At 50.5% G+C, this 16498-nt stretch carries 4 protein-coding genes; 3 read left to right on the top strand and 1 reads right to left on the bottom strand.

The genetic code is table 11. From position 1 onward, the window contains the following. Positions 1 to 6: 6 nt before the first annotated feature. Positions 7 to 11079: a DUF7507 domain-containing protein gene (locus tag ACWGOO_RS12025; protein ID WP_452483642.1), complete on the bottom strand. Its 11073-nt coding sequence runs from the start codon at positions 11077 to 11079 to the stop codon at positions 7 to 9. Positions 11080 to 11515: 436 nt separating this feature from the next. Between ACWGOO_RS12025 and hpf the strand changes: the two genes are divergently transcribed. The 3 genes from hpf (at position 11516) to prfB (ending at position 16434) form a co-directional block, all read left to right on the top strand. Next, complete coding sequence (gene hpf, locus ACWGOO_RS12020; RefSeq protein ID WP_452483640.1) at positions 11516 to 12070, top strand: ribosome hibernation-promoting factor, HPF/YfiA family; 555 nt, start codon at positions 11516 to 11518, stop codon at positions 12068 to 12070. A 414-nt stretch (positions 12071 to 12484) separates the two neighbouring features. Continuing rightward, entirely contained in the window at positions 12485 to 14935 is a 2451-nt protein-coding gene (gene secA, locus ACWGOO_RS12015; RefSeq protein ID WP_452483638.1) for a preprotein translocase subunit SecA, read from the top strand. A gap of 385 nt (positions 14936 to 15320) precedes the next feature. Further along, positions 15321 to 16434, top strand: a protein-coding gene (prfB, locus tag ACWGOO_RS12010; RefSeq protein WP_452483636.1) for a peptide chain release factor 2 whose coding sequence is annotated in 2 segments (ribosomal slippage) — positions 15321 to 15392 and positions 15394 to 16434 — 1113 coding nt in all. Because the reading frame shifts where the segments join, the coding sequence is not laid out codon by codon here. The last annotated feature ends 64 nt before the right edge of the window (positions 16435 to 16498 follow it).

Genomic DNA, 16498 nt, shown 5'->3' with positions numbered 1-16498 from the left:
GAAAAGTTACTCTACAGAACCGTCGAAGTCAGCCATCTCCACGAAAATGGTGTTGGAGGAGGCAGACTGCTTCTCTACGCGTCCGTTTGGATAGCGGAATTGATAGCGCAGGATGACTTGAGCGATTAGATAAGCACGAAGTGCGGATTCAATGTCCAAGGAAAAGACGATGACGGCCTTATGGTCTGGGTCAAGACGGCCCAACGGGATACCTTGGAGCAATTTAGGATATGGAAGTGGCACAGAGTTCACAGTGACCGTTCGCAGTAAAAGGAAATCTTCGGCTGCGAATGGTGCAGTGAGTACTAGCTCCTCCAGCGGAGTGTTACCGATGTTTTCCACGTTGACGGTAAAGGACAAGGTATCTTCTTGCCCGACACGTAGAGCGCTGGAGCTAAGTGTGAGTTTAGGAATAGCTGCGATGACGGTCACGCCGACGGTGTTGGATTGAGCAGTCTCTTGAACAGTTTCACCTCCGCTACGACGTGAGGTATACGCGACGGTGGCTTGGTTGCTGAAGGTTCCATCCACGGGTGCTTCGCGGATTTGGGCTTGTAGTGTAAGGGTGACAGTCTCACCTGGAGCAATATCCGGGAGATTGGTTCCTGTGCCCGGATTAGCGCCTGACTGAGCTTCCCTCTGGATCGTCAGGCTGTTAGGTACGTAAATCAGTCCTTGCGGCAACGGGTCTGTGAACAATGGATATAGCGCCGGGATACCGCCTTTGTTCGTGATTTGTACGGTAAATGTGAGCGTATCGCCTACGGAGGCATCGGCGGTATTCACATTTTTGACTAATTCAAGCAGTGGATATACGACTGGAGTGTTGATGGCATTTGTGGCCAGAGAGCCTGATACGGATCTTCCTCCAGGTAGTGTGAACGAATAGGTAAGCGTAGCCTGATTGACGATGTAGCCGGATGGAGTTGTTTCGGCCACGGTCACTTGATAAGTCAGCGTTAAGGACTGTCCGGGTTCCGCAGATCCGAGACCAACACCAACAGCAGGATTGGTCCCCAACAAGGATTGACCGTTCAACTGAATGGTGCCAGGCACGAACAGAGTTCCAGCAGGAATAAAGTTTTGCAGGGTAACTTCGGTAGTTACGTTGCCAAAGTTGTTAAGCTGCACTGTGTAGGTAAGGGGTTCTCCTGCTACGGCCTCAGCATTTTCCGTGGAGATACTTACATCAAGCTGCGGGTCAAAGACGGTTACAGTCACGATGTTGCTGGTGACCTCGCTCGTACCGTTGCTATCAGCATACCGGAGCTGCACGCTATTGTTTAGACGGCCTCCGGCAGGCAGTGACTGAACGTTCACGGTGTAGGATACATTCACTTTTTGCCCCGGTTGAAGGCTGCCGATGAATAATGGTTCACCTGGTTTGATCAAGGCAGGTGAATCATTAACTCTTAAGCTGTCTGGATTAATGACGGTTCCAGCAGGTACATAATCGGTTAACACCACATCGGTACTAACCGAGGCCTCGTCGTTCGCAAGAGCTAACTGGTAAGGTACTGTATCACCCAATACGACAGCTGATACGGTTGTGCTTAACACGGCTGATAAGTCTCCTTCTACAGATCGGGTTGCCTTCACTGTGACGGGGGAAGAGACGGTTTCCAAATGTAAACTGCGTCCATCCGGCAATTGGTAGGAGTAGGCCAATGAAGCTTCATTCACGAGTGTGCCTGATTCGGAGACCCGGAGTACGAGAGCAGAGAAGACGACAGTAGCCTTTTCTCCCGGTGCGATTGTACCGAGGGCGATGCTTTGCCCCGGACTGACACCATACTGCGCAACTCCGTTCACTGAGACGGAATCAGGTACAAAAGAGAGCTCCGGCGGCAGTGAGTCACTCAGCAATCCGAAGGCACCGATGTTTCCAGTGTTTTCTGCGGTGATGGTATAAATGATACTCTGTCCTGGCAGCACACTGTCTGTATCGGCAGATTTGGTGAGCTTCAGAACAGGCTGGAGTACGGCAATGGTTACAGCATTGGACAGGATCGCACTCGCTTCTTCTCCCTCCGTAAGCAGCAAGCGGGCCTGATTCGTACGTGGTCCCGGTTTGCCTGTTGCCGCGATATGGGCTTCAAAGGAAACCACTGTCGTCGTTTTCGGCTCTAGCGGCGGCAAAGAAATACCATTCTCGGGATTGCTTCCTGCGACTGTTGTCCCGTTGATTTTAACGGAACTTGTAACAAATTCGATGTCTTCTGGTAAAGCGTCCAGCAAACGAGCGTTCTGCACAGTGTCCCCGTCCTCGTTAAGGATAACGAGCTCATAAGTCAAGGTATCTTCAGCAGTGGCGAAAGGTGAGCTTACGCTTTTACTTAATGTGATGTTCAGCGGTGAAACGGCAACCTGGACGATGTTGGATAAATGGAAGCCTCCCGCCTCCCGTCCGTCTGGAGCACTAAAGCGATAGTCTACCTCGGCCTGATCCACCAGCAGTACAGTTACAGGGATGGAAGATACCAGTACTTGGAAAGTGATGGTCGCCGATTGGCCTGAAAATATGGCTGGAGTCGGGATGCCAGAAACCGGACTTGCGCCGGGAGCGGCAATGCCGTTAATCGACACGGTGTTTGGCAGGAAAACGGAGCCGTCCGGAATATTGTCGGTTACAGTGGTCGAGGCTGCGATGTTCCCGGTGTTGGTTACAACGATGGTATAGGTAATGACGTCTCCTATCGTAGCATTGTTGGTACTACTTGTTTTGGCTGCTGTCAGGATCGGTTGGAACACTGGAATGGTCACGATATTGGATGTAGAGCTGCCAGTGAAAACGCCGCTTGTAAAGCTGACTGAAGCCTGGTTGGATAGTTGTGTCGGCGTGGGCAAGGAATTAACTTGAACCTGGAACGTGACGGTCGTAACGGCCCCAGGAGCGAGTGAACCGATAGCAATACCAAATCCCGGATTTCCACTAGGGAAGGAGGTTCCGCCTACGGTCACACTGCCATTTACAAAGGAGCTTCCTGCTGCAATCATATCTGAAACGACAACGTTATTGGCTGTGCTAATCCCATTATTGGAGACAGCTAGTGTATAGGTGATGATGTCTCCGACAATGGCATTTGTAGCCGCTGTACCTTTGACGATGCTGACATCTGGTGAGGATACGGAGATGCTGAGTGAGTCGGAGACGGCTGATCCAGATATGGTTCTGCCATCCGGCGGCTGAAACGTGAACGATCCAGATGCCTGGTCGATCAACACCTGTGGGTTAGGCAGCGAGTTGATAATGGTTTGGAAAGTCACGGATACAGTTCCGCCTGGCAATATGGAGGCAATTGGAACGCCTGTTTCAATGGATAATCCGGGCTGCGGAATGCCTGCAATACTGACACTGTTGGCAAGAAAAGATGATCCGGCAGGAATGTTATCGCTGATCGTAAGGGCTGCTGCAATGTTTCCGTTATTCACGGCTGTAATCATGTAGGTTAGTGTGTCACCGACGGATGCGCTAAGGGTGCTGGATGTTTTGGTAAGTGCAATCAACGGCTGGAACACAGGCACGATGAGCGGGACGGAAAAGGCAGTTCCGGTGAACGTTCCACTGGTAAACGTGACAGCCGCGATATCTGTAAGTAGGGGTGGCTGCGGCAAGGTTTGGACGGAAGTCTGGAAACTTACGATAGATGTATTTCCAGGCGCGACGTTTCCAATGGCAATTCCTGCAACTGGCGAAGCATTTGGGAAGGCTACTCCGTCGATAAGAACACTACCCGGAACAAAGGAGGTACCAGACGGAATCGTATCGGTTACCACGGTATCTGTGACTGTATCCACACCGCTGTTGTTGATGCTCAGTGTATACCTGATCGTATCTCCGACTACAGCGGCTGTGAGACTGGACGTTTTGGCTACCTGAATATTAGGAGCGGATACAGTGACATTGACCGTATTGGATGTGACGGAACCACTTAGAACTCTGCCATCAGGCGGTGAGTAAGTAAAGTTCGCTTGCCCTTGATCGGTCAGTACCGGCGGGTTAGGTAGGGACGAAACGACAGTTTGGAAGCTCACCACGATACTGCCCGAAGGAGCAAGGGAACCAAGTGTGATTCCTGCAACTGGTGAGGCTCCTGGTACAAGGACGCCATTAACGACGACACTGTTAGGAAGCAGCTCTGAGCCTGCGGGAATGTTATCCGACAGTACAGGAATAACAGCGATATTTCCCGTATTGGCAAGCGTCAGCGTGTAGACCAGCGTCGATCCGATTTGCGTGTTGACTGTATTAACGGTCTTGGTCAGGCTGATGATCGGCTGATAAACTGGCAAGGTAACAGGATCGGACTGCGAAGACGAGGTCAGAGCGCCTGAAGTGAAGCTGACGGTCGCCTGATTGGTAATTTGCGGCGGCTGAGGCAGACTGACGACAGAAACCTGGAAAGTGACTGCTGCTGAGCCGCCTACCGCAATGGTGCCTACAGGGATACCTGAGCTTGGTGAGGCAGCAGGCACAGGTGCTCCATTCACGATTACGCTACCAGAGACAAAGCTGGTCCCGGGCGGCAGTGGATCAGATACGACGGCATTGACGACTGTGCTGATCCCGTTATTTGTAGCAATCACGGTATACGTAATCGTATCCCCCACCACGGCATCTGTAGCGGAGGCCGTTTTGACCACATCCACATCTGGCGAAGAGACGGAGACAGTCACAGATGGAGATGCCGCACTTCCGCTCAGCACACGACCATCCGGTGGTTGGTAGCTGAAAGCAGCGGTTGCCTGATTGACTAATGTACCTGATGCGGGTAGCGAGGTAATGACTACCTGAAATGTCAGGGTAACGGTTGTGTTCCCTCCTATAATACCCAGTGCAACTCCGACCGTTGGGTCAGAGCCAGGGGCTGCTGTGCCATTGATAACCACGCTGTTGGGAATAAAGGCTGATCCGGCTGGAATCGGATCACTAAGCACGGTATCTACACCGATATTTCCACCGTTAGTAACTGAAAGCGTGTAGGTTATGGTATCCCCAACCGTCGCTTTTCCCTTTTCTGCGCTTTTGGCTACCGTGACGATCGGTTGATACACAGGGATAGTAACGGGACTAGATACGGAAAATCCATTAAAGACACCTGAGGTGAAGCTGACGGTTGCTTCATTGGTAATGACAGCAGGTGTCGGCAAAGACTGTACATTCAGCAAAAAGCGAATGGTAGCGCCTCCGCTAGGACCGAGGGTCCCTACAGGAATGCCGTTTTGCGGATTTGCGGAAACAACAGGTACACCATTGATTGTAATGCTGCCAGGCACAAACGCAGTTCCGACAGGGATTGTATCGGTAGCGATGACGCTAGTAACGGGATCAAGCCCATTATTGAAGACAGTAATGACGTAAGGAACCGAATCACCCACGACAGCGTCGGCAACATTAGCCGCCTTGGTGACGGTAACGTTAGGTGACGAGATCGGAATGGACACGGGTAAGGCCGAGCTGCTTCCGGTCAACGTTCGTCCATCCGGCAATTGGAATGTATAGTTCACACTTGCCTGATTGGTCAGTATAGAACCGGGCGGTACAGATATAACCACGGCGCTAAACGAGACCGTTACCGTAGCGCCAGGTCCAACGCTCCCGATATTCACCCCCGTAATCGGGTCTGCTCCGGGGAGGGGCGAGCCGTTAACCAATACGCTGTTTTGATTCAGGCTGAGCGAGTTGGACAACAGATCCAGCACAACCGTTTGTGCAGGGGCGTTTCCCGTGTTGGTTACAGTAATGACAAAAGCCAGTGTATTCCCAACGGTTGCACGGTCCGCGCTAATGGTATTGGTCACGTTCAAAATCGGCTGCAAGACAGGCAAATTGACCTGATTAGAGACAGATTGCCCTGCGAATGCCCCGGAGTTGAAGGAGACGATCGCCTGATCTGTTGACACGCCTGAGGCAGGCAGTGACGTTACGGTAGACTGGAAGGTGACGGTTACAGAGCTGGATGCAGGGATCGAGCCTACAGAGACTCCTGAAGCGATGTTGGCCCCCGGTATCGTTACACCGCCTACCTGTACGGAGTTAGGTATAAAAGTAGTGCCGTCGGCAATCGGGTCGATAAAAACGGTCCCTGTCACGGGTGTAATGTCGTTGTTCGTTGCGGTAATCGTATACGTAATAGTATCGCCGAAAGCGACGGAGGTTTGGTTGGCCGTTTTGGTCACGGCGACATTCGGATTGGATACCGGAATAAACACCGCATTCGATTGAACACTTCCGTTTAGTGTCCGACCGTCAGGCGGTTGGAAGGTAAATGTAGCCGAGCCTTGATTTAACAAGCCTAAGCTGCCAGGAACAGAGTTAATGACAACCTGGAAAGTAAGGGAGACAGATGCACCCGCAGCAATGCTTCCGACCGCTACACCCGCTTGGGGCGCAGCTCCGGCAACGGGCAGACCGTTTACAGTGACGCTGTTGGGTACAAATGAGGAGCCTGACGGTATGACGTCGGTGAAGGTGGCAGTTGCCGCTAAATTGCCTGTATTTTGCGCAGTCAAAGTATAAACCACCGTATCGCCCACAGTCGCTTGACTCGTACCAGAGGTTTTAACAAGGCTGATAATCGGTTGATAAACGGGAACGGTGACTGTGTTGGAGAGTGATGTGAAATTCAGTGTGCCGCTGGTAAAAGAAGCGGAAGCCTGATCGCTCAGTTGCGGCGGTTGAGGCAGACTGTTGACAGATACGGAAAAGGTGACAGTCGTAGATACTCCGGCAGCCAGTGAACCGATCGGAATTCCTGTTAGGGGACTGGCTGAAGCTAGTGTCGTTCCATTGACGGTTACGGAGCCAGAAATAAAAGTAGAGCCTGCTGAGATCGTATCTGTTACGCGAACATCAGTGACCGTTTCAATTCCGCTATTCGTAGCTGTAATGGAGTAGGTTATCGTATCACCGGGAACAGCATCAGCCGCCGAGGTGCTTTTGGTAACCTGTACATTCGGCGACGATACGGGAATCGTGACAATATTGGACGAAACGTTGCCGTTGATAATCCGGCCATCCGGCGGTTGAAAGGAGAAGCTGATATTCGCCTGGTCGGTGAGTTGGGGAGGCAAAGGCACGGAAGTAATCACCACCTGAAAAGTTGTTTGAACCACGGCTCCGGGTGCGATGGAGCCAATAGATAGACCTGTTGCGGGACTGGCACCCGGAACAGGAGCACCATTGACGACTACGCTGTTCGGTACCAGTGTTGAGCCTGCGGGAATATTGTCTGTCAAAGTGGCAGCAGCAGCAATATTACCGCTGTTTTCTACTGCCACGGAATACGTTACGATATCACCAACCGTTGCCCGTACAGGCCCGGCGGTTTTGCTCACGGTTAGCACTGGAGCATTTGCGGTCACCGTCACCGCATTGGACACAGATACACCTGAAAAAGCACCGCTGGTGTAGCTGACACGCGCTTGATTGGTGAGCTGCGGTGGACTCGGCAATGGAGAGGATACCACCACTCTGAAGGTGATCGTAGCGCCTCCTCCTGGGGCAATGCTGCCGATTGCAATGCCCAGAGATGGATCACCAGCGGTTATCGGTGAACCATTGAGCGTTACACTGCCTGCTGTAAACGAAGAGCCCACAGGGATGGGATCGGAAACTACTATATTGTTCACTGCCTCGATTCCGTTGTTGAGTACGGTCAGGGTGTACAGCACCGAATCACCCGGAATGGCAGTGGAACGGTTTGCAGTCTTTGATATGGATACATTTGGCGCAGACACAGGGATGGATAACACGTTGGACGATGCACTATCTGTTCGTACCCGGCCGTCGGGCAAAGTGAAAGAAATAGCGGCGGTCGCCTGATTTGTTAGCTGGGACGGTGACGGAAGAGAGGTGACCACCGTTTGAAATGTCAGTGTGATAGGACTTTGCGGCGACACGGTTCCGATGAAAATACCAGCTGCCGGACTGGCTCCAGGATGGCTGACGCCATTGATAACCACACTGTTTTCCATAAATGTCGAATCGGCGGGAATAGCATCTGTCAGCGTCACCGAAGCGTTATAGTTGCCGCTGTTCGTGACTAATAGCGTATAGAGAATCGTATCGCCTATCGTAGCGGCCGTTGTGTTTGCGGACTTGACCACACTGATGCGGGGCTGATAGACCGGCACAGAGACGGTATTCGTCTGGGATGTTCCAATAAAAGCGCCGCTCGTAAAGCTGACCCTGGCTGTATTTTGCAGCGGCTGTACAGCCGGGACGGCATTGACCAGCACAGCGTAGGCTACCTGAACAGATGCACCTGCCCCAATCGTGCCGACTGGAATGCCATTTCTGGGGTCAGCAGCACTCACAGGCGAGCCGCTAACCGTCACGCTGCCGGGGACAAAGGACACGCTGCCGGGAAGTGGATCGGTAATCACGGTGCTGGTGATCGGGTCAATTCCGTTGTTTGTAGCGGTCACGCTGTAGGTCAGCGTTTCACCTACACTAACGGATGTGAATCCGGAAGATTTTGTCACCGCTACGCTGGGCAAGGAGATGGATACGGAGACGATATTGGATAGCAGCGAGCCGGACAAGGTTCTTCCGTCTTGCAACTGATACGTGTATTGGAGCAGCCCCTGATCGTTCAATCCCCCTCCGGATGGTATGGAGTCAACAGTAGTACGGAACGAGACGGTGATTTGTGCACCGGGATTTACAGTACCCACCGAAATTCCCGTATTGGGATTGGCCCCCGGCACTGAGGACCCTCCGACAATGACACTTCCCGGAATAAAGGTAGAGCCTGCTGGAACAGTTTCCGTCAAGGTTGTGGTTAATACAGCAGTCCCTGTATTGGCAATCAGAAATGAGTAAGTGATTGTGCCGCCTACGCTGGCACGGTTGGAGCTTGCGCTTTTGGTAATCGTCGGAGCTGCAATAACGACAGGAATGGTCACCAGATTAGACAGGGATGATCCTGTAAAGGCACCGGAAGTGAAACTGACGATTGCACGGTTGTTGATCTGTGCAGGAGACGGTAATGAGTTAATAGCTGCCCGAAACACTACGGTAACCGATGCACCCGGAGCCAAAGTGCCAATCGGAATGCCGCTGACGGGCGTAGCAGACGCCGATGCTGTACTGTTCACGGTGACGCTGCCAGTTACGAAGGCAACTCCGGTAGGTAACGGATCAGTAACCACTACATTGGTCACATTAGCTTTTCCGTTGTTCGTAGCGGTTATCGTAAACTGAACGGTTTCACCGACTGCGGCAGCCGCCAGTAAAGAAGCTTTTGTCACAGTTACATTCGGTGAGGATACGGGTATGATGAGGGTGTTGGATGTACCGCTTCCGTTCAATACACGCCCGTCAGGCGGTGTAAAGGTATACGTGTACGTTGCCTGATCAGTCAAGCTTCCGGAGGCGGGAACGGAATTGACGAGGGTCTGGAAGGTGACCGGTATAGTAGCACTCGTATTGATCGTTCCTACCGAGAAGCCTGTGGCGGGATTGGCGGCAGGTACGGAAGAACCGCCAATGGTCACGCTGCCAGGTATGAAGGATGATCCGGCGGGAATGCTCTCCAAAAAGCTGAGATTTGCAGCAATGCTGCCCGTGTTGGAGACTTGGAATGTATACGTAATCGTATCTCCAACCGTAGCGGCCGTTGTATTGGCACTTTTAACAATCCCGATAACAGGCTGGTAGATCGATGTGCTCGCTGTGTTGGACGGGACGCTACCGGAAATGACAGGCCCGCCAGGCACGGTCTGGAAGGAGAAGGCTGCCGATGCCTGATTGCCCAGTTGAGTGTTTGCTGGCAATGAAGTGACCGTTGCTCGGAACGTAATGGTCACGGTCGAAGCAGGAGCCACCGTACCTACGGTAATCCCTGTTGCGGGATTGGCTGTCGGCTGGGCCGTACCTGCGACGACAACGCTGCCGGCTACGAAGGTAGCCCCGACCGGGATGGTATCGGTGAGCACTGTGCTGGAGGCGCTAACCAGGCCAGTATTCGATATGTTGATTGTATACGTAAGTGTATCGCCGATAACCGAGCCTGTAGCGCTGGCTGTTTTGGTCAGGGTTACCAGCGGGGCGTTGATATCAATCTGAATTGCATTGGCATTCACTGTGTAAATATCGCCATTTGTTGTCAGTTGGAGGACACCGCTGGTTTGGCTGTTAAGCAGTGTGGAGGAAATATCTACGTTAGTAATGTCCCAACCCTGCCGTCCACCCGTGACCTGCGTTCCGGGTGCCCCATTCAGGGCATTGGTTGTACCGAATGTCCCCGTCGTGACCAATGTGCCGTCATCCCCGTTAATTTGGGAAGCGAAAAAGTTAGTTGAAAAATTGTTGGGCCCCGACAGCGCCGTCAAACTGGCTGTGGTAGGTCCAAACAGCGCACGGTCTCCAGTGATGTCTACATCACCCTCTTGGGCGCTAATCAGTGCCCTGCCGCGCAAGGTCCCCTGTACAGGCGTGGCAAAGCCGCTCACCACAACGTTAACGGCGCCTGTGGCGCTACTCACCCCTTCACCACCTACGCGCAGCGACAGGTTGCGGAAGGGCAGAGACGGGTTATTGTACACCACAGCCAGCGTCCAGCCCGCATGGTTCGTGTTGGTCGAATCTGGAACCGTGATGGTGCCTGTTACATTTCCGACCGTATATGCCCCTGCGCCGCCTTGAATGACCAGATTGGTCACATTCGCCGTTCTCACATAGGTGCTGAGGCTGGTTACATTGACTGAGGTTGCAGATTCAGGGCTGACGGTAGTGGACAAGGCGGGGGTTTGAAATGTGACCGGATTGCTGGCGCTGGACAACACATTGGTGCTGCCGTTGGCATAACTTCCTCCCCAAATAAGCTCAGCATACAGCACCATACTGCCCGCAGGAAGCACAAGAAATGCTGTCGATGAGTTACTTGTAATTGCAGAGGTTGTGCCCAATGGATACGTGCCAAAGCGAGAGGCTGTATTGGTTGTGATGAAAGCGCCAATGCTGGTTACAGTTCCCGGTACTCCTACCGAAGTGGAACGGGCCAATCCGAGCGTATTCCCTATAAAGGTAACAGCCCCCGTCTGGTTCGTTTCATAACGCTGAATAAAAGCCATGGATAGCTTCCTACTTTCTATCTGTACAATATTTAGCTTTTTTTAGGATCGTCGTTTAGGAAGAGCCAGCTAGGCTGAACGTAATAATCCTTTCATATAAAATCGTCACGCAGGGTAACTAAGTCGTGCAAGCACCACAGGCTTGCACCGGATTCAGTGTGAAAAGGCCTCCCTCCTTTTTCGTTAAAGTAGCTGAGCGTAAAGCTGGGAATACATAAAATGTCACGATGCAGCAGATCAACTATGTTTATATGCGTTCATTACTCACATGTGTATGCAGGTCTCTTTGAAACATGATCTTTTTCAAAAGATGAGATTTCTGAAGGCGCTTTATCGAAAAAAGCAGATTTTTGTAAAATACCTCCGAAATGTTGGTTGTTTTTTTACTTGGCGTTAACATATGTGTTATACTGAAGGGGCAAAGGAGGCGTGCCCTATGAACTTAACAGTACGAGGTCAACAGATCGAGGTTACCGACGCTTTGAAGGACTACGTTGATAAGAAATTCAGCAGACTTGTGAAGTATTTCGATGCCCCCCCGACGTCTGACGGAAGTGTAACGTTAAGCACAACCAGAGATTTGCACACTGTAGAAGTAACCATTCCTTTGCCGGGGCTTGTACTCCGTGCCGAAGACGAAAGCGACGACATGTATGCATCCATTGATGCCGTGGTGGACAAGCTTGAGCGGCAGATTCGCAAGCATAAAACCAAGCTGAACCGTAAATTCCGTCAGGAAGGCAGTTTGAAAACCCTTTTTGTAGAAGAGACGGCAGGTGGCGTGGCTGTTGCTGAAGACGCGGAATTGGATGAGCTGGAAGTCGTCCGCACCAAGCGTTTCTTATTGAAACCGATGGATGTGGAAGAGGCCATTCTTCAAATGAACATGGTTGGACATAATTTTTTCGTATTTGCCAATATTGATAACGAAGAAGTTAGCGTGGTTTACAAGCGCAATGACGGCACATATGGCCTGATCGAACGTGAATAATCTGTAAGAACAGGAACTTATCATGTTTTAAAGTGAATAGAGGGTTCCCAATTGAAAGCATGCTTCATTGGATTGGGAAGAATGAAAATAACGACGAGCCTTATCCTTGCGAACCTGGCGGGGTAAGGCTCTTTTATATGTTTTTCTGAAAATGAAATGTGAATTTCGATGCAAATAAGCGTAACCAAATGTGTATTTCATACGTCAACTGGTTTGGTATCTTTAACCGGATGCAAATCTAGGGAGCGCTTGTGTTGCGGCATGTCCTACAAACTGTTACAATTTATGCAAAGAACATCGCACGATAGGCTGGTATAGCCGGGCCTGTCAAACATATCGGAATCAATTTCATCATGGACCCTTTCTTATTGTGAAATTGATTCAATTAATTGTTTTGCGTGAAAGGGGTAAACCATGTTAGGGATTGTAAAGAAAATTTTTGGAGATACAAATGAACGTGACGTCAAGCGTTTAATGAAGACGGTTGAGCTGATCAATAAGATAGAGCCGGATTTTGAGAAGCTCTCAGATGAGGAGCTACAAGCGAAAACGGCGGAGTTTAAAGCCCGGATCGAGCAGGGAACTACGGCGGAAGAGATTTTGCCGGATGCTTTTGCAACCGTCCGTGAGGCGTCCAAGCGGGTGCTGGGCAAACGTCATTATGACGTACAGTTGCTTGGTGGTATTGCGCTGCATGAAGGTAAAATTGCCGAAATGAAAACCGGCGAAGGTAAAACACTGGTGGGAACACTGCCGGTTTATTTGAATGCACTGTTGGGTAAAGGCGTGCACGTGGTTACGGTCAATGACTATTTGGCGCAACGTGACAGCGGGGAAATGGGGCAAATCTATAACTTCCTGGGCATGTCGGTCGGGCTGAATTTGTCCGGTCTGGGTCATGGGGAAAAGCAAGCTGCATATGCTTGCGACATCACGTACGGCACGAATAACGAATTCGGGTTCGACTATCTGCGCGACAACATGGTGCTTTACAAAGAACAGATGGTACAGCGTCCGCTGTACTTCTGTATCATTGATGAAGTGGACTCCATTCTCGTCGATGAAGCCCGTACACCATTGATTATTTCAGGACAAGCTCAGAAATCGACGGAGCTGTATTTTGCGGCTGACCGTTTTGTGAAGAGCCTGGATGTCGAAGAAGATTACACACTGGATATTAAAGTGAAGTCGGTTGCTTTAACTGAGAATGGTGTATCCAAAGCTGAGAATTTCTTTGGACTGGAGAACCTGTACGACCAGGAAAGTGTTACAATCAACCACCACATTGTACAGGCATTGAAGGCTAACGCCATTATGCGTCTGGATGTGGATTATGTCGTAGCTGACGGCGAAGTCCTGATTGTCGATGAGTTCACAGGACGTCTGATGGCCGGACGCCGCTACAGCGATGGTTTGCATCAGGCGATTGAAGCGAAGGAAAACATCGATGTACAGAACGAGAGCATGACGCTGGCGACGATTACCTTCCAAAACTATTTCCGTATGTATCGCAAATTGGCGGGTATGACGGGTACAGCTAAAACAGAAGAAGAAGAATTCAAAAAAATATATGGTCTGGAAGTTCTCCAGATTCCTACGAACCGGGCGAATCAGCGTGTGGATATGCCTGACGTAGTGTACAAGAGCGTAAAAGGTAAATTCCATGCGGTAGTGGATGGAATTGTGGAGCGCCACAAAAACAACCAGCCGATATTGGTAGGTACGATTTCCATTGAAAATTCGGAGCTTCTTTCCGAAATGCTGAAACGCAAGGGCGTCCGGCATAAAGTGCTTAACGCCAAGTATCATGCCGAAGAAGCTGAAATCATTTCTCGTGCAGGTGAAGCGGGTTCGGTAACCATTGCCACGAACATGGCGGGACGTGGTACAGACATCGTGTTGGGCGAAGGTGTATCGAGTATTGGCGGTTTACACATCATCGGTACAGAGCGTCACGAATCTCGCCGTATTGATAATCAGCTTCGCGGACGTGCAGGACGTCAGGGTGATCCGGGCTCCACACAATTTTACTTATCGCTGGGCGATGAGTTAATGAAGCGCTTTGGTGCAGACAACGTGCTGAATATGATGGAACGCTTGGGCTTCGAGGAAGACCAACCGATTGAAAGCCGCATGATTACACGTGCTATCGAATCGGCGCAAAAACGCGTTGAGGGCAACAACTTTGACCAACGTAAAGTCGTTCTCCAGTATGATGACGTGATGAATCAGCAACGTACTATTATTTACAAACAGCGTCGTGAAGTGCTGGAATCCGAGAACATTAAAGAAGTTGTGTTCGACATGATCAAGCCTGTCATTGATCGTGTAGTGGAAGCTCATTGCGGCGATGACATTCCTGAAAACTGGGAACTTGAAGAAGTAGCAGAATATGTGAACAGCAATCTGCTTGATGAAAATGCAATCAGCCGTGATGACCTGTGGGGTAAAGAAAAAGAAGAGATCGTTGAAATGATCTTCGATAAAGTTACGGAAAGATACCACAGACGTGAAGAAACCATTGGCGAAGATATGGTACGCGAGTTTGAGAAAGTTATCGTACTGCGTGCAGTGGATAGCAAATGGATGGATCATATCGATGCTATGGATCAGCTGCGTCAAGGTATTCACTTGCGTGCTTATGGCGGTACCGATCCATTGCGTGAATACCAGTTTGAAGGTTTTGAAATGTTCCATGCTATGATCGCCAGCATCCAGGAGGAAGTAGCGACTTACATCATGAAGGCGCAAATTGAATCCAACCAAGAGCGTCAGGCCGTTATCGACGAAGACAAAATTTCGACGAGTGGCGAACCTGCTGCTCCTAAAAAGAAATCTGCCCCTTCGCGTCCGCGCAGAAGATAACGGATTGAAGGACGGATTTAGGGAAGCATTCATTTCCTGTAATGCATATAATGGCAGGCGGCAGTTTACCCAACTGACCGTCGGCCATTTTGTGCCATACAGGGGATCAAGCTGAATTTCAGTTCTTGATCCGGCTCACCTACCAGAACCGATTATGTAAAAGCTGTTTGGCCTTACGGCGGTCGGCAGCGAAGCGAAGGATTTGAATCTGGAGAAGCGTCAGCGTTCGCCTTTGCAGTGAGATGCCCACCTTTGAATGTTCTATTTCAATCAGAGGCATCTCACTGCAACAGCGATCATAAGATCAAATCATTTGCGTAGCGTCTGCTCACCCAGCCGTAACTCACAACGCATTTATACCTCATACCCAAAGGAGAATAACATAATGATTGATCCAAATGTAAAGCATGATTTAAGAGAAATAGGCAAGAAACTAACAAACCTTAGGGGGTCTCTTTGACTTAGATCTCAAGCAGGAAATGATCGCGAACTTTGAAGAAAAGATGGCTGCACCTGATTTTTGGGATGATAACGATAAGGCCCAAGCCGTGATCGCAGAAATGAACGCGGTTAAGTCTTCTGTAGACAGCTATGAACAGCTCCGTCAGGAATATGAGGATGCGGGGATGATGGCTGAGTTGGCTGATGAGGAAGGCGACGAAACACTGGCTGGAGAAATTGAAAACAGTATTAGATCCTTGCTGAGCAAGCTTCAGGAGTTCGAACTGCAATTGCTTTTGAATCAGCCATATGACAAGCTTAATGCCATTTTGGAGTTGCATCCGGGGGCAGGCGGAACCGAGTCGCAGGACTGGGGTCAAATGCTGCTACGGATGTATACACGCTGGGCAGAAAAACGCGGCTTTAAGGTAGAAACGCTGGATTACCTGGCGGGTGATGAAGCAGGGATCAAAAGTGTAACGCTGCTGATCAAGGGCTATAATGCTTACGGCTACCTCAAAGCAGAAAAAGGCGTGCATCGTCTCGTTCGCATTTCTCCATTTGATTCCTCGGGTCGTCGGCATACGTCGTTCGTATCCTGCGATGTCGTGCCGGAAATTGCGGATGATGTGGACGTGGAAATCCGGACAGAGGATCTTAAAATTGATACGTACCGGGCCAGCGGTGCAGGCGGTCAGCATATTAATACGACCGATTCAGCAGTTCGGATTACGCATCTTCCTTCCGGCATTGTTGTAACTTGTCAAAATGAGCGCTCCCAGATCAAGAACCGTGAGCAGGCTATGACAATGCTTCGTTCCAAGCTCTACGAGCGCAAAATTGAAGAGCAACGGCAACAATTGGACGAAATCCGTGGGGAACAGTCCGATATTGCATGGGGCAGCCAAATTCGTTCTTACGTGTTCCACCCATACAGCATGGTGAAGGATCATCGTACCAGTGTAGAAACAGGCAACGTAGGGGCTGTCATGGATGGCGATCTGGACCCGTTCATCGACGGTTACCTGCGCAGTCAGATCAAACTGGACGTAGAATAATAGCCTGTATGTTTTCCTACAGACCCGTAGGCCATGTGCCTATGGACTGTAGGAGTTTTTGTGT

The sequence above is a fragment of the Paenibacillus sp. NPDC055715 genome, assembly GCF_053617595.1.
This window is presented reverse-complemented; position numbering and strand designations above follow the sequence as displayed.

Bases quoted from the DNA above. Each gene is read 5' to 3' on its own strand.
- ACWGOO_RS12025 (WP_452483642.1), bottom strand. From the start codon at position 11,079: ATGGCTTTTATTCAGCGTTATGAAACGAACCAGACGGGGGCTGTTACC.
- hpf (WP_452483640.1), top strand. From the start codon at position 11,516: ATGAACTTAACAGTACGAGGTCAACAGATCGAGGTTACCGACGCTTTG.
- secA (WP_452483638.1), top strand. From the start codon at position 12,485: ATGTTAGGGATTGTAAAGAAAATTTTTGGAGATACAAATGAACGTGAC.